The sequence below is a fragment of the Comamonas aquatilis genome, from assembly GCF_965139575.1.
In the GTDB taxonomy this organism is placed as follows: Bacteria; Pseudomonadota; Gammaproteobacteria; order Burkholderiales; family Burkholderiaceae_C; genus Comamonas; species Comamonas aquatilis.
The window spans coordinates 68,029-82,670 of the sequence record NZ_CBCSIW010000009.1; the positions used below are offsets into that span (position 1 = coordinate 68,029).

The 14,642-nt window shown below is 63.1% G+C and carries 12 protein-coding genes; 10 read left to right on the plus strand and 2 right to left on the minus strand.

The features are described from left to right. Positions 1–108 precede the first annotated feature (108 nt). Entirely contained in the window at positions 109–1,470 is a 1,362-nt protein-coding gene (locus ACNAZA_RS12700) for an AmpG family muropeptide MFS transporter (RefSeq protein ID WP_415796934.1), read from the minus strand. A 103-nt stretch (positions 1,471–1,573) separates the two neighbouring features. Here ACNAZA_RS12700 and ACNAZA_RS12705 point away from each other — a divergent pair, with 103 nt between their 5' ends. From ACNAZA_RS12705 to ACNAZA_RS12720, 4 genes are all read left to right on the plus strand, one after another. Further along, on the plus strand, positions 1,574–2,269 hold the full coding sequence (locus ACNAZA_RS12705; protein ID WP_415796935.1) for a helix-turn-helix domain-containing protein: 696 nt from the start codon (positions 1,574–1,576) through the stop codon (positions 2,267–2,269). 73 nt (positions 2,270–2,342) lie between these two features. Continuing rightward, positions 2,343–3,260: a DMT family transporter gene (locus ACNAZA_RS12710; RefSeq protein ID WP_415796936.1), complete on the plus strand. Its 918-nt coding sequence runs from the start codon at positions 2,343–2,345 to the stop codon at positions 3,258–3,260. 43 nt (positions 3,261–3,303) lie between these two features. Further along, a complete protein-coding gene (locus ACNAZA_RS12715; protein WP_415796937.1) occupies positions 3,304–4,155 on the plus strand; it encodes a M48 family metallopeptidase in 852 nt (283 codons plus the stop codon). A 78-nt stretch (positions 4,156–4,233) separates the two neighbouring features. Further along, a complete protein-coding gene (locus ACNAZA_RS12720; RefSeq protein ID WP_415796938.1) occupies positions 4,234–5,910 on the plus strand; it encodes an acyl-CoA dehydrogenase family protein in 1,677 nt (558 codons plus the stop codon). A gap of 25 nt (positions 5,911–5,935) precedes the next feature. Here ACNAZA_RS12720 and ACNAZA_RS12725 read toward each other — a convergent pair whose 3' ends face one another. Then, on the minus strand, positions 5,936–6,838 hold the full coding sequence (locus ACNAZA_RS12725; protein WP_120965580.1) for a helix-turn-helix transcriptional regulator: 903 nt from the start codon (positions 6,836–6,838) through the stop codon (positions 5,936–5,938). A 308-nt stretch (positions 6,839–7,146) separates the two neighbouring features. On the opposite strand from ACNAZA_RS12725, the gene ACNAZA_RS12730 reads away from it, so the two are divergent. From ACNAZA_RS12730 to ACNAZA_RS12755, 6 genes are all read left to right on the plus strand, one after another. Beyond that, entirely contained in the window at positions 7,147–8,697 is a 1,551-nt protein-coding gene (locus tag ACNAZA_RS12730; RefSeq protein ID WP_415796939.1) for a 3,4-dehydroadipyl-CoA semialdehyde dehydrogenase, read from the plus strand. 34 nt (positions 8,698–8,731) lie between these two features. Then, positions 8,732–10,294 carry a benzoate-CoA ligase family protein gene (locus ACNAZA_RS12735; RefSeq protein WP_415796940.1) on the plus strand — a complete coding sequence of 521 codons (1,563 nt, stop codon included), beginning with the start codon at positions 8,732–8,734 and terminating at the stop codon, positions 10,292–10,294. Positions 10,295–10,505: 211 nt separating this feature from the next. Then, positions 10,506–11,675 carry an ABC transporter substrate-binding protein gene (locus tag ACNAZA_RS12740; RefSeq protein WP_120965574.1) on the plus strand — a complete coding sequence of 390 codons (1,170 nt, stop codon included), beginning with the start codon at positions 10,506–10,508 and terminating at the stop codon, positions 11,673–11,675. 82 nt (positions 11,676–11,757) lie between these two features. Further along, the gene (locus ACNAZA_RS12745) at positions 11,758–12,627 is read left to right on the plus strand and encodes a branched-chain amino acid ABC transporter permease (protein WP_120965572.1); all 870 of its coding nucleotides are present in this window, start codon (positions 11,758–11,760) and stop codon (positions 12,625–12,627) included. A gap of 145 nt (positions 12,628–12,772) precedes the next feature. After that, positions 12,773–13,867 carry a branched-chain amino acid ABC transporter permease gene (locus tag ACNAZA_RS12750; protein ID WP_415796941.1) on the plus strand — a complete coding sequence of 365 codons (1,095 nt, stop codon included), beginning with the start codon at positions 12,773–12,775 and terminating at the stop codon, positions 13,865–13,867. Continuing rightward, on the plus strand, positions 13,860–14,633 hold the full coding sequence (locus tag ACNAZA_RS12755; protein WP_415796942.1) for an ABC transporter ATP-binding protein: 774 nt from the start codon (positions 13,860–13,862) through the stop codon (positions 14,631–14,633). Before ACNAZA_RS12750 ends, ACNAZA_RS12755 begins: the two co-directional genes overlap by 8 nt. Positions 14,634–14,642 lie beyond the last annotated feature (9 nt).

A 14,642-nucleotide genomic window follows, 5' to 3' on the forward strand; every position in this document is an offset into this window, starting at 1 on the left:
GTCCAAGGTTGAATGTTTCCATCCGTGCGTCAGCTGCAGTTGTCTCGCAAGTAAAGTTGGGTAAACGCAGGCGAGACATCAAAAACAATAGCTAATTGCGCTTTCTGATCAAGCGCTAGAGCCTGTTTTCACTCTGGACACCAGAAACAGCAGCAGCAGCACCGGTAAACCCATCAAGGCCGTTGTGTGGAAAAACGCTTCGTAACCATAGGCATCCACAAACACGCCAGAGAAGCCGGCCAGCCACTTCGGGGCCAGCAGCATCATGGAACTGAACAAGGCATATTGCGTGGCCGAGTACTGCACATTGGTCAGGCCCGAGAGATAGGCGATAAAGGCCGCAGAGGCAATGCCGCCGGCCAGGTTGTCGGCACTGACCACCCAGACCAGGGCCGTCAGGTCATGGCCGCGCGTGGCCAGCCAGGCGAACAGCACATTGGTGGCGGCCGAGAGAATCGCTCCCAGCATCAGCACCCGCATCACGCCCCAGCGCACCGCCATGGTGCCGCCCACAAAGCCGCCCGCCAGCGTCATGATCACGCCAAACACCTTGGTGACGGCCGCCACCTCTTCTTTCTTGTAGCCCATGTCCACATAAAAAGGGTTGGCCATGATGCCCATCACCACATCGCTGACCCGGTACAGACCGATCAGCGCCAGGAGCAACAAGGCCTGCCAGCGGTAGCGGCGAATGAAGTCGGCAAACGGCTCAACCAGCGCACCGCGCAGCCACTCCACCGCATTGCGAGCCGGGGCAATCGGCCTGGCCTGAGGTTCGGGCGAGAACAACACCGTCAACATACCCACCAGCATGCTGGCCGCCATGGCGCTATAAGCCACATGCCAGGCCTGCACCACATAACCTTTGGTGTCACCCTGCACCTGGGAAGCCACCCAGAGCACGCCCGCACCGGCCCAGATCATGGCCAGGCGGTAGCCGGTCTGGTAGGTGGCGGCCAAGGCAGCCTGATCTTCCACCGTGGCCGATTCGATGCGGTAGGCATCCAGCGCAATGTCCTGCGTGGCCGAACCGAAGGCCACCAGCACCGCGCAGATCACCAGAGGCTGCAAGGCCTGCTTGGGGTCCATGAAAGACATGCCCAGCAAGCCCGCCACAATCAGCAGCTGCGAAAACAGCAACCAGCTGCGGCGGCGGCCCAGCATCCTGGTGAAGAAAGGCAAAGGCAGGCGATCCACCAACGGCGACCACACCCACTTGAAGGCATAGGCCAGGCCCACCCAGCTCAGAAAACCGATAGTCGTGCGGTCAATATCTGCTTCGCGCAGCCAGAAACTCAAAGTCCCCAGCACCAGCAGCAAAGGCAGGCCGGCAGAAAAGCCCAGGGCCAGCATGCGCAGACTGGTGGGTTCGGCATAGACCTTGAGGGCCTGAGCCCAGCTGCGCTTGGCGGGCGTAGGAGCATCGGTGCAATGGAGGCTGGCTTGTGTTTTGGGGGACGGCTCGGTCATGGTCTGGCTCTTTGAGGCAGTGGGCATTATCGGTTGCCGGCTCTGCCCGCCCGGCGCTACCATCCAGGCACTGCCTCTGTGCCTGTAAAGCTTTGTTTGCGCCATGACATTCCGCCCCCCGATCGCTGCACCTGCGCTGCTTGAAGCGCAGAGTTCGGTGCGCCATTACAGTGCAGAGCATCAGGCCCATGCCCACGGTCACGCCCAAATGCTGTTTGCCTTGCAGGGCCGTCTGGAGCTGGAGGTGGGCGGCCGGGCCAGCTATGTGGACAACGCCTGCGGCATGGTCATTCCTGCCGGCGTGGATCACGGCTATCTGGCCCAGCCGCAGACCCAGGTGTTCGTGATTGACGCACCCGATGCCGCCGGGCTGGACAGGCTGCGCCGCTTTGCCGTTCCGCCACCGCTGCGCTACCCGACTTCTGCCCTGTCGGCTGCAGCGCAAATGGCCTTGGTGCTTGAAGCGCCCAGCCTGCTGCCGCGCCGCGGCATTCAGTTGCAGTCTTTGCAGTATCAGGTTCAGGCCGCCTTGCATGAGGACTGGCCTACCGCCCGCCTTGCAGCCCTGTCCCACCTGAGCGTGGCCCAGTTCCATGCCCGGTTTGTGGAGCTGGCAGGCTGCACGCCACAGGCCTGGCTGCGCAATCTGCGCCTGGATGCTGCGGTGCGTCAGCTCACGCAAGGCACAGCGCTGGAGGCCACGGCTCTGCGCTGCGGCTACGCCTCGGCCAGCGCACTGGCCTACGCCTTGAGGCGCGAACGCGGGGTGACATCGCGCCAGCTGCGCAGCGCGCGCTGACGCCCGCACCAGCGCCTCACTTCCAGCGTTTCTCTACAGTTTCAGCAGCGGCTCACTGCATGATTGACGCATCATGTCTGCCAGCACCACGGCGCCTCCCGCCCCCTTCTCTTCTTCCTTCGGCCCAGTGGGTCTGGTTCTGCTTGCCGCCCTGCTCTGGGGCACCACAGGCACGGCCCAGCACTTTGCACCGGCCAATCTGTCGCCCTACTGGGTTGGCGGTTTGCGCATGGCCATGGCGGCGCTGTTCTTCATCGCCCTGGCCGCCGTGACAGACGGGCAAAACCGCAGGCCCTCAGCTCCCACCCGCTGGAGCCGTCTGCTGTTTTGCGGGCTGTGCATGGCCGTCTACAACCTCAGCTTCTTTGCCGGCGTGCGCGCCTGTGGCGTGGCCCTGGGCACGGCACTGGCCATTGGCAGCGGCCCCATCTGGGCCGGGCTGATGCAGGCCGTGGTGCAAAAGCGCATGCCCAGCCCGCTGTGGTGGCTGGGCACCTGCACGGGCGTGAGCGGTGGCGTGGTGATGGCCCTGGCCTCGGCAGACGCGCAGCAGCTGCCATGGCTGGGCATGGCACTGTGCCTGCTGGCGGGCATGTCCTATGCCGCATATGCGCTGGTCAATCAGGCCCTGGTGCTTGAAGGCCAGGTGGCCCGCGTCAATGCCTGGGTGTTTGGCTGTGCGGCCCTGATGTCGCTGCCGCTGGCTGCATGGCTAGGCGGACCACTGCACATCAGCGCCAGCGGCTGGGCCGTCGTGGTCTATCTGGGCGTGGTGGCCACCGGCGTAGCCTATCTGCTGTTCTCCATGGGCTTGCGCGGCATGTCGGCCGCCACCGGCGTGGCCTTGAGCAAGGCCGAGCCCATCACCGCGTTTGCGCTGTCCTTGCTGGTGGTGGGTGAGCGCCCGGCCTGGTGGGCCGCTCTGGGCCTGCTGGCCGTGATTGGCGGGCTGTGGATTGTGGTGAAAGCGGAGCGCGAAGCCGCAGCTTGATGTCTTGGCCCACTATGAGCTGCGGCTGGCATAGACTTTATCCATGCACAGCCCATCTACCTCACAGACCATGCACTGCTTTTGCTCCCAGCACCAGGGCCGACGCGGCTTTTTGCTGACTGCGGCCTCGCTGGCCATCGCCTCCCCGGCCGCCATGGCCCAGGTCGACGTGGGAGCCCCCTCACTGCTGCGAAATGTGGTGCCGGCAGAAGCCCTGGAGGAATCCGCCACCCAGCAATACCAGCAGTTGCTGGGCCAGGCCAAAGCCAAGGGCGAGCTGGTAGACGGCAACAATGCCCAGCTGCAACGCCTGCGCGCCATTGCCCAGCGCATCATCCCCTACACAGCGCAGTGGAACGAGCGCGCCAAAGCCTGGCGCTGGGAAGTCAATCTGATCAACAGCAAGCAGATCAATGCGTTTTGCATGCCCGGCGGCAAGATTGCCTTCTACACCGGCATCATCGACCAGCTGCGCTTGAGTGACGATGAAATCGCCATGGTCATGGGCCATGAAATGGCCCATGCACTGCGTGAGCATTCGCGCGAGCAACTGGCCAAGAACCAGGCCACAGGTCTGGGGCTGTCTCTGGGTGCGCAGTTGCTGGGCCTGGGCGATCTGGGCAATGCTGCCGCCAGGGTGGGCACACAGCTGCTGAGTCTGAAATTCAGCCGCAACGACGAAAGCGAAGCCGATCTTGTCGGGCTGGAGCTGGCGGCCCGCGCGGGCTTCAATCCCCAGGCCGCCGTCACACTATGGCAAAAAATGGGCCAGGCCACGGGCAATAACGGCGTGGGCTTTCTCTCCACCCACCCGACAGGCCCCAATCGCATACGCCAGCTGGAAAGCAATGTGCCCCTGGTCCAGCGTCTGTACGAGCAGGCACGTCGTCGCTAGGAAAACCCGCTTCATGGCGCACAGGCACTGTCTCTATATTGGAAGTTTGCTGTGTGAATCGGCTTCTGGAGCACTCTCATGCACGCCCTGGATACCCATGACGTCTTCAATCAGTTCGACGAGCTGACAGGCTACAACCTGGTACAGGCCGATGCGGCCTTGCAGGAAATCCTGCAGCGCCAGCAGGCGCAAGACTTCACCGCCCCGCTGCTGCACTTTGCCACCCAACTGGGAAACAAGACCACCTGGCAGCAGGCGGAGCAGGCCAATCGCCATGCACCCGAGTTGCACCGCTTCGATGCCCGCGGCCGCGCACTGGATGCGCTGGAATTTCACCCCAGCTGGCACAGCCTGATGACGCTGTACCGCGAGCAAGGCCTGATCTCCCTGCCATTCGAAAGCGAAAGCCCGGGCCGCTGGACCGCCTGGGCGGCCGGCTTTTACCTGCATGGCCAGGTGGAGCAAGGCACGCTATGCCCGGCCACCATGACCACGGCAGCCATTCCCGTGCTGCAAAAAGAGACTCAACTTTGGCAGCAGCTGCAAAGCCAGCTGTTCAGCCACGACTACGATGCGCGCGACCTGCCGCTGGCCCAGAAAAATTCCATCTGGATCGGCATGGGCATGACGGAAAAACAGGGTGGCTCCGACGTGCGCGCCAACACCACGCTGGCCACGCCCATCGCAGCCGGCGGGCGGGGCGGCGAGTATCTGCTGCGCGGGCACAAATGGTTTTTCTCGGCCCCCATGTGCGACGCACATCTGGTGGTGGCGCGCATGGCCACGCCCGGCGGAGAAATCGGCGGCCATGCCTGCTTTTTCGTACCGCGCTGGCGCCCGGATGGCAGCAAGAACCCGGTGCGCATACAGCGCCTCAAGGACAAGGTGGGCAACCGCAGCAACTCCAGCGCCGAAGTGGAGCTGCAAGATGCCTATGGCATCCTGATGGGCGAAGAAGGACGCGGCATACCCACCATCATCGAGATGGCCAACTACACGCGCCTCAACTGCGTGCTGGGCAGCGCGGCCATACTGCGCACGGCCACCGTGCAGACCATTGCCTATGCACGCCAGCGCATGGCCTTCGGCAAGTTGCTGGCCGATCAGCCCCTGATGCGCGGCGTGCTGGCCGATCTGGCACTGGAGAGCGAAGCCGCGCTGCAGCTGGCCATGTATCTGGCCCAGGCCTATGAGACCGAGGCCAGCAACGACCCCTTGGCCCGCGCCTGGAAGCGCATCATGACGCCGGCCGCCAAGTTCTGGGTCTGCAAGCGATCGGTAGAGCTGACGGGCGAAGCCATGGAAGTCTTTGGCGGCAACGGCTATGTGCAGGAAAGCATAGTCTCGCGCCTGTTCCGCGAAGCCCCGGTGAACTCCATCTGGGAAGGTTCGGGCAATGTGATGTGCCTGGATGTGCTGCGCGCCATGGGCCGCGAACCTGAGGCTGCACGCCTGCTGCTCCAGGACCTGATCACCATGGCGGCGGACGATGCCGAGCTGACTCAACTGGCGCACTCGCTGGCTCGGTTCCTGTCGGCGCCAGCCTTGGAACTGGAGCCCCAGGCCCGTCGTCTGGTGCAGGATCTGGTCTTGCTGGCCCAAGGCTGTTTGCTGCGCCAACACGCACCCGACTTCATGGCCGATGGCTTTGTGAGCACGCGCCTGGGCGAGCAGCGCGGCGCCATGGTGGTCGGCGCCTTCAACACAGCCATGCTGGACGTGGACGCCATCCTGCAGCGCGCGCTGCCGGCCTGACCAAGCCAGCGCCCGGGCAGGACGCTCAGCGCTTGAGCAGGGTTTTCAGTCCGTCCAGACTTTGCTGCAGCGTACGGCCGCTGGTATTGAGCGTGAAATCGGCCTTGGAATAAAAGGCCGATCGGCCGTCCAGAATGCGGCGCAAATCATCCATGGCCTCGGGATTGGCCGCCATGGGGCGGGTATCACCCTGCGCCACCACGCGGCTCATATGTTCCTCGGGATCGGCTTGCAGCCACACGGTGGTGCAATGCGACAGCAGCTCGTTGAAGGTGGCGGCGTCCGAGACCACGCCACCGGGCGTGGCAATCACCACATCGCTGTAGATCTGCACGGTTTCTTCCAGCGCACGGCGCTCGTAGCGGCGATAGGCACTGGCACCGTAGAGGTCGTAGATCTCGCGCACGCTGCAGCCGGCCACGCGCTCGATCTCCTGATTCAGCTCCAGAAACGGCACACCCCGGTGCAAAGCCAGCATGCGACCCAGAGTGGACTTGCCCGCACCGCGCAAGCCGATCAGCGCAATGCGGGTGCTGCGGTGCGTGTCCTTGCCGGGCGCCATGCCCAGCACCTCGCTAGCCGCCAGCCGCACGCGCTGCAGCTCGCTTTCGGGCCGGCCTTCCAGCAGCTCGCGCAGCAGCAGCCATTCAGGGCTGGCCGTGGTGATATCGCCCAGCAACTCCGCCATCGAGCACTGCAACGCCTGCGCAATCTGGTGCAACACCAGGATGGAGACATTGCCCGTCCCGTATTCCAGATTGGCCAGATGGCGCTCGGAAACCTGGGCTGTAGACGCCAGATTGCGGCGGGTCAACCCACGGCGCGCGCGCAGATTACGCACCCGCTCGCCCAATGCCTGCAACAGCGGGCTTTTGCCCGCCTCATCCCCATCCGCAGCCAATGCAGACGCCATAACAAACTGATCCATAAAGCTCCCCAGAGGGCGTGAATGATAAACAGTCGGGGTTAACGCGAATCATGCAATATATTGCTTGACACTGCATTCTCTCCTATTTATCTTTTGCATGCACGCACAATATTGCATATTTCTCAATGAAGTTTGATGCAGCTCAGAGCCGAGCTGCTGGAGACAAAAAATGCAGATCAAGACCCGCCTCCACATTCCCAGCACAGTCTGAAGCCGCTCTCAAGGCCTCAGCCATCCTCTGGAACCACCCCCACAAGCACTATGGTGCAGCTGCACCAAGCCCTGAGCAACAACCACAGGCAGACCCCATGACAGAACTTCTTGCCAATCACGTCGCCGGCCGCTGGCAAACCGGCAGCGGCGCGGGCAGTGTCTTGAAAGACCCCGTACTGGGGACCGCCCTGGTACGGGTCGATGCCGGCGGACTGGACCTGGCCGCCGCCTTTGCCTTTGCCCGTGAAACCGGCGGCAAGGCCTTGCGTGCGCTGAGTTATGCACAGCGGGCCCAGTTGCTGGCCAAGGTGGCGGCCGTGCTGCAATCCAACCGCGATGCCTACTACGACATCTCCACGGCCAACAGCGGCACCGTGAAAAACGACACGGCCGTGGATGTGGACGGCGGCATCTACACTCTGAGCCAGTACGCCAAATGGGGGACCGCGCTGGGCTCGGCCCGGCATCTGAGCGATGGCGCAGCGGTGGCTCTCGCCAAGGAAGGCGCGTTTCAGTCGCAGCACATCCAGGTACCCACCCAGGGCGTGGCGCTGTTCATCAATGCCTTCAACTTTCCGGGTTGGGGCCTGTGGGAAAAAGCCGCTCCCGCCCTGCTCTCAGGCGTGCCCGTCATCATCAAACCGGCCACGGCCACGGCCTGGCTTACTCAACGCATGGTCAAGGATGTGGTGGACGCTGGCGTCCTGCCGCCTGGCGCTCTGTCCATCATCTGCGGCAGCTCGGCCGGCCTGCTGGATCAGCTCCAGCCCATGGACGTGATGTCGTTTACCGGCTCGGCAGAAACCGCCGCCACGATTCGCGCCCACAGCGCCATCACCCGCCATTCGGTGCGCAGCAATATCGAAGCCGACAGCGTGAACTGCGCCCTGCTGCTGCCCGGCCATGCGGCCGACAGCGAGGTGGTGCAGCTGCTGGCCCGCGAGGTGGCGCGCGAGATGACGGTCAAATCTGGACAAAAATGCACGGCCATACGCCGGGTGCTGGTGCCACAGGCCTTGTATGACAGCGTGGCCCAGGCCATTGGCGCGCAACTGGCCAAGGTGGTCGTGGGCAACCCGCGCAACGAGGCCGTGCGCATGGGCTCTTTGGTCAGCCGCGAGCAATATGCGGTGGTGCAGCAAGGCCTGGCCCAGCTGCTGCAGCACACCACGGCCTTGCATGACGGACGCGGCAAGGCCCTGCTGGATGCAGACCCTGCTATTGCCGCCTGCGCCCAGCCCGTGCTGCTGGGCTGCCAGGACCCGGACGCCACCGCCAGCGTGCATGACATCGAAGTCTTCGGTCCCGTGGCCGCGCTGATGCCCTATCGCAACCTGGAACACGCACTGGCTCTGGCCCATCGCGGTCAGGGCTCGCTTGCGGCCTCGATTTACGGTGAAGCGCCTGATGCGCTTGCACAAGCTGCTATCGAACTGGCAGCAACCCACGGCCGCGTGCATGTGGTCAGCTCCGAAGTGGCCAAGCTGCACACCGGGCACGGCAATGTCATGCCCCAATCCCTGCATGGCGGACCGGGGCGTGCCGGCGGCGGTGCCGAACTCGGCGGTTTGCGGGTGCTGGATTTCTATCACCGCAAAGCCGCCATTCAGGCCCAGCCTTCCGTACAGCAAGCCCTAGACAACTGAAGCCGCAACCGCAGCCAGCGCCAGGAGCAAGACCATGATCGACTTCAGCCAGCCATTCAATTTCGCCCAGCATCTGCTGGCGCTCAACACCCGGCGCGCCGACAAGATTGCCTATACCGACGATCACGGCACGCTCAGCTACGGCCAGCTGGAAGAACAGGCCCGGCGCCTGGCCCAGGCCCTGGTGGCATCGGGCGTGCACCGCGAGGAGCGCGTGCTGCTGGTCATGCACGATATGCGCGAATGGGTGATCTCGTTTCTGGGCGCCATGTACGCAGGCGTGGTGCCGGTGGCAGTCAACACCTTGCTCACGGCAGAGGACTATGCCTACATGCTGGAGCACTGTCGGGCGCAAGCCATCTTGACCAATGGCGCCATGGTGCCCATGCTGCAGCAGGCCCTGGCCAAGGCAAGACATGAGGTCAACCACATCTGGGTGGCCCAGCCCCAGGAAGCCGGGCCCGAGCTGCCACCCACCTTCGAGTCCATGCAGCCCTGGCTGGCCAGCCACTCGCCCATGCTCCATCCCGCCCCCACCCAGGGGGACGACCCAGGCTTTTGGCTCTATTCCTCGGGCTCCACGGGCAAGCCCAAGGGCACGGTGCACACCCATGCCAACCCCTACTGGACGGCACAGCTCTACGGCACGCCCGTGCTGGGCTTGCAGGAAAGCGATGTCTGTTTTTCCGCCGCCAAGCTCTACTTTGCCTATGGCCTGGGCAATGCCCTCACCTTTCCCTTGAGCGTTGGCGCCAGCGTGGTGCTGATGGCCGAGCGCCCCACTCCAGACGCGACTTTTGCGCGCTGGACCCAGCACCAGCCCACCGTGTTCTTCGGCGCACCCACGGGCTTTGCCGGCATGCTGGCCTCGCCCCATCTGCCCGGCCGCGAACAGGTCAGCCTGCGCATGTGCTCGTCTGCCGGCGAAGCCCTGCCTGGCGAGATTGCACAACGCTTCAAGGCCCACTTCGGCGCCGACATCCTCGACGGCATTGGCTCCACCGAAATGCTGCATATCTTTCTGTCCAACCGGCCGGACGACATACGCTACGGCAGCACCGGCAAACCGGTGCCGGGCTACGAGGTGGAACTGCGTGCAGAAGATGGAAAGCCCGTGGCCGATGGCGAGATTGGCGACCTCTACATCAATGGCCCTAGTGCCGCACTGATGTACTGGAGCAACCGCGACAAGACGCGCGACACCTTTCAGGGCGCATGGCTCAAAAGCGGAGACAAATACGTTCGCGATGCCGACGGCTACTACACCTATGCCGGGCGCAGCGACGACATGCTCAAGGTCAGCGGCATCTATGTCTCGCCCTTCGAGGTGGAAGCCACGCTGATGCAGCACCCGGCCGTACTCGAAGCGGCCGTCATCGGCAAGATCGACGCCGACGGCCTGACCAAGACCAAATCCTTTGTGGTCTGCAAGCCAGGGCAGAGCACCACCGAGCAGGAGCTCAAGGCTTTTGTCAAAGAGCGGCTGGCAGCGTACAAATACCCGCGCTTCATCGAATTTGTGACCGAACTGCCCAAGACAGCCACGGGAAAAATCCAGCGCTTTCGCTTGCGGGATATGGAATCAAAAACCGAATGATTGCTGATGCAGATTGCGCTTCAAGCTATGAATTTTGAAAGATTCAAACTGAAGCCTGCTCCAGTTTTCGGTCACGAATCACTAAGGGCAATTGCTCGTATTGCTTTAAACCTAAAGTTGTTAGAGTGCCACGGTATCGTCTGCGCAGCAGACCGTCGGCTTCGTTGTCAGTGAGTTTCTAAGCATTCATTCCAACCACCTGGAGACCAACATGAGCAAGCAATGGGTAAGCTGGAGCGCCATCGCACTGGCCGCTTGTGCCGCAACCGGCGGCAACGCATTCGCGCAGGACAAGATCAAGGTCGGCTTCATGCTGCCTTTCAGCGGCACTTATGCGGCCCTGGGCAATGCCATCGAGAACGGCTTTCGCATGCATGTGACCGAGCAGGGCGGCAAGCTGGGCGGACGCGAGATCGAGTTCTTCAAGGTCGATGATGAATCCGATCCTGCCAAGGCTACCGACAACGTCAACCGCCTGATCAAGCGCGACAAGGTCGACGTGATCATAGGCACGGTGCACTCTGGCGTGGCCATGGCCATGGCCAAGGCCGCCAAGGAAAGCGGCACCGTGCTCATCGTGCCCAATGCCGGAGCCGATGCCGTCACCGGCCCCATGTGCGCGCCCAATATCTTCCGCAGCTCCTTCAGCAACTGGCAAACCGCCTACCCCATGGGCGTGGTGGCAGCCAAGCAGGAAGGCAAGAAGAACGCCATGACCATCACCTGGAAGTACGCAGCCGGCGAGGAAGCGGTGAATGGCTTCAAGGAAGGTTTCGAAAAGAACGGCGGCAAGGTCAGCAAACAGCTCACCCTGCCCTTCCCCAATGTCGAATTTCAGGCCTTGCTGACGGAAATTGCGGCTGCCAAACCCGATGCCGTGTTCTCCTTCTTTGCCGGCGCAGGAGCCGTCAAATTCGTCAAGGATTACCATGCCTCCGGCCTGTCCAAGACCATTCCGCTCTACGGCCCGGGCTTTCTGACCGACGGCACGCTGGAAGCGCAAGGCGAAGCCGCGCAGAACATGCTGACCACGCTGCACTATGCCGACGAGCTGGGCACGCCGCGCGACACGGCCTTTCGCACCAACTACGCCAAAAGCTTCAAGCTGCAGCCCGATGTCTATGCCGTCCAGGGCTATGACGCAGCCCAGATGCTGGCCGTTGGCCTGAAGGCTGCGGGCGGCGATATCGCCAAGAAGGATGTGTTCCGCACGGCACTGGAAAAAGCCACCATCCCCAGCCCGCGCGGCGACTTCACGCTGAGCAAGGCCCACAACCCCGTGCAGGACATCTATCTGCGCAAGGTCAGCGGCAAGGAAAACAAGAAGATCGGCATCGCCTCCAAGGCGCTGGCCGATCCCGCACGCGGCTGCCGCATGTAGTCACGGTCATGAGCGCGGTCTGCCCCCTGCCGGGCGGGCCGTGCTCACCGCATAAGCCTTTTTATCGACCCAAAGGATTGCCGTGGATCTAGCCACCTTCCTCGTGCAGTGCCTGAACTCGGTTCAGTACGGGCTGCTGCTGTTTCTGCTGGCCTCGGGGCTGACGCTGATCTTCGGCATCATGGGCGTGATCAATCTCGCCCATGGCAGCTTCTACATGATTGGCGCCTATGTGGCCTTCTCTCTGGCGCCCTATCTGGGCCAGCACTTCATCACCATGCTGCTGGTCGGCGTGCTGCTGGCCGTGGCCCTGGGTTATCTGCTGGAATGGGCCTTCTTCAGCTTTCTCTACGAGCGCGATCACCTGCAGCAGGTGCTGATGACTTACGGCCTGATCCTGGTGTTCGAAGGTCTGCGCGCCATTCTGGTCGGCAACGATGTACATGGCGTGGAAAAGCCGGCCTGGCTGGCTGGCAGCTTCCCGCTGATGGGCATGATGCAATACCCCTGGTACAACGTGTTTGCCGCCGTGGCCTGCCTGGTGGTGGCCTTGCTGATGTACTACACCGTCAACCGCACGCGCTTAGGGATGATGATCCGCGCCGGCGCCAGCAACCGCGACATGGTGCGCGGCCTGGGCATCAACATCAAACGCCTGTACCGCATCGTCTTCGCCGTAGGTGTGGCCCTGGCGGCACTGGCCGGCATGATTGCCGCCCCCATGAGTTCGGTCTACCCGAACATGGGCTCCAGCGTGCTCATCATTTGTTTTGTGGTGGTCGTGATCGGCGGCATAGGCTCCATCACCGGGGCCCTGATTGCCTCGCTGCTGGTGGGCTTTGTCGATACCTTCGGCAAGGTGTTCTTTCAGGAGCTGAGCGGCATGAGCATCTATCTGCTGATGGCCATCATTTTGGTCTGGCGGCCTGAGGGCCTCATGGGTAAGAGATGAAGCACCCCCTGTGTCGCTTCGCTCCTTCCCCCTCTCTAGCGTTACACGCTGGAGGGGGACGACGCCCTTGCTGCGGGGCGGCCCTTGCTCGGCGTCCCTTGTCCAGATTGCGCCAGTTTCACGAGAAGTGCTACGGATCACCGATATGAGCAACTCTTCTTCCACGCCATTGCCCAACACCAACCAGGCCTATGCGCAAGCACCTGCGGTGACCCAGCAGAGCCGGCCTATCCGCTCCAAAAGCGTGTGGGTCGGTGTGGTGCTGCCGCTGGCCTGCGCAGCGCTGCTGGCCGTGGCCCAGCCCTTCTGGTCCAGCTATCTATCCGATCTGATCGTCAAGATCATGATCTTGTCCATCTTTGCGCTGAGCCTGCATATTCTGGTCGGCGGCGCGGGTCTGGTCAGCCTGGGTCATGCGGCCTACTTCGGCCTGGGCGCCTATGCGGCCGTGAAGGCGGCAGGGCCAGACGGCAGCAATTTTCTCGTCATGCTGGGTGCGGCGGTGGGCGCTTCCGGCCTGTATGCGTTGATCGTCGGAGCACTCAGCCTGCGCACCAAGGGTGTGTACTTCATCATGGTCACGCTGGCTTTTGCCCAGCTGGCTTTCTTTGTGGTGCATGACGTGGGCTACTTTGGCGGCAGCGACGGCATCTACCTCATGCAGCGCCCTGCGCTAGGGGCCCTGGACATGGAAAGCAGCAGCACCCAGTACTACGTGGTGCTGGCTGCCCTGGTGCTGGTCTACGCCTTCATCGCCATGCTGCGGCACTCGCGCTTCGGCCACGCGCTGTCCGGCATCCGCGTCAACGAGCAGCGCATGCGTGCCGCCGGTTTTGCCACTTACGGCTACAAGCTTGCCGGCTTTGTGATCGCCGGTGCGCTGGCCGGTGTCGCCGGCTTTTTGCTCGCCTCGCGCGATGCCGTGGTCAACCCCGAACTGCTGGCCTGGCACCACTCGGGCGAGGTCTTGCTGATGCTGATTCTGGGCGGCGTGGGCTCGCTGCGCGGTGCGGTGCTGGGCACCATCACCTTTGTGCTGCTCAAGGAGGTGCTGAGCACCCACGCCATCGTGGGCAATGCGGCCGACCACTGGCAGCTGAGCCTGGGCGTGGCCATCATCGTGCTGGTGGCCTTGCTGCCCAAGGGCTTGGTCGGCATCAACGACAAATGGCAGAAAAAGGCGCAAGCCCAGAGCGAAAAAGCGCCCGCAGCGACTGAAAAAGGAGAGCACCATGGCTGATGCCCACAACCCAGCCGCCAAACTTTCCGTACGTGCGCTGACCCGCCGCTTTGGCGGGCTAGTGGCCGTGAGCCATGTGGATATCGATCTGCATGAAGGCGAGGTCCATGCCGTCATAGGCACCAATGGCGCCGGCAAATCCACCTTGATCAATATGCTCTCGGGCGAGCTGGCCGCCAGCAGCGGCAGCATTCACCTCGAAGGCCGGGACGTAACCCAGATGCCCCAGCCCCAGCGTGCCAGGGCCGGCGTGGGCCGCAGCTACCAGCGCACCACCATCTTCCCCGAATTCACGGTGCTGGAAAACTGCCGCCTCACCGCGCAAGCCCAGGCCAGACCCCGGCCCTGGCGTATCTGGGAAAGCGCGCAGCACTGCGACGCCAGTCTGCAGCGCGCCCATGCCGCGCTGGCCAGTGCGGGGCTGCAGCATCAGGCACAGACTATTGCCGGCAGCCTGAGCCATGGTGCCAAGCGCCAGCTGGAAGTCGCCATGTGCCTGGCCACCGAGCCCCAGGTGCTGCTGCTTGATGAGCCGCTGGCCGGCATGGGGGCCGAGGAAACCGAGCGCATGCTGACGCTGTTGCAGCAGCTTAAACAAGGTCATGCCGTGCTGCTGGTGGAACACGATATGGATGCGGTTTTCCGCATTGCCGATCGCATCACCGTCATGGTCAACGGCGCGGTGGTTGCCACCGGAACGCCCGCACAGATACGCGTCGATCCCGTGGTGCGCACCGCTTATCTGGGAGAGGAAGAACATGCTTGAAACCCTCGC

Coding starts and splice junctions, on each gene's coding strand:
- ACNAZA_RS12730 (WP_415796939.1), top strand. CDS start 7,147: ATGACAGAACTTCTTGCCAATCACGTCGCCGGCCGCTGGCAAACCGGC.
- ACNAZA_RS12705 (WP_415796935.1), top strand. CDS start 1,574: ATGACATTCCGCCCCCCGATCGCTGCACCTGCGCTGCTTGAAGCGCAG.
- ACNAZA_RS12735 (WP_415796940.1), top strand. CDS start 8,732: ATGATCGACTTCAGCCAGCCATTCAATTTCGCCCAGCATCTGCTGGCG.
- ACNAZA_RS12710 (WP_415796936.1), top strand. CDS start 2,343: ATGTCTGCCAGCACCACGGCGCCTCCCGCCCCCTTCTCTTCTTCCTTC.
- ACNAZA_RS12725 (WP_120965580.1), bottom strand. CDS start 6,838: ATGGATCAGTTTGTTATGGCGTCTGCATTGGCTGCGGATGGGGATGAG.
- ACNAZA_RS12750 (WP_415796941.1), top strand. CDS start 12,773: ATGAGCAACTCTTCTTCCACGCCATTGCCCAACACCAACCAGGCCTAT.
- ACNAZA_RS12720 (WP_415796938.1), top strand. CDS start 4,234: ATGCACGCCCTGGATACCCATGACGTCTTCAATCAGTTCGACGAGCTG.
- ACNAZA_RS12700 (WP_415796934.1), bottom strand. CDS start 1,470: ATGACCGAGCCGTCCCCCAAAACACAAGCCAGCCTCCATTGCACCGAT.
- ACNAZA_RS12740 (WP_120965574.1), top strand. CDS start 10,506: ATGAGCAAGCAATGGGTAAGCTGGAGCGCCATCGCACTGGCCGCTTGT.
- ACNAZA_RS12715 (WP_415796937.1), top strand. CDS start 3,304: ATGCACAGCCCATCTACCTCACAGACCATGCACTGCTTTTGCTCCCAG.
- ACNAZA_RS12755 (WP_415796942.1), top strand. CDS start 13,860: ATGGCTGATGCCCACAACCCAGCCGCCAAACTTTCCGTACGTGCGCTG.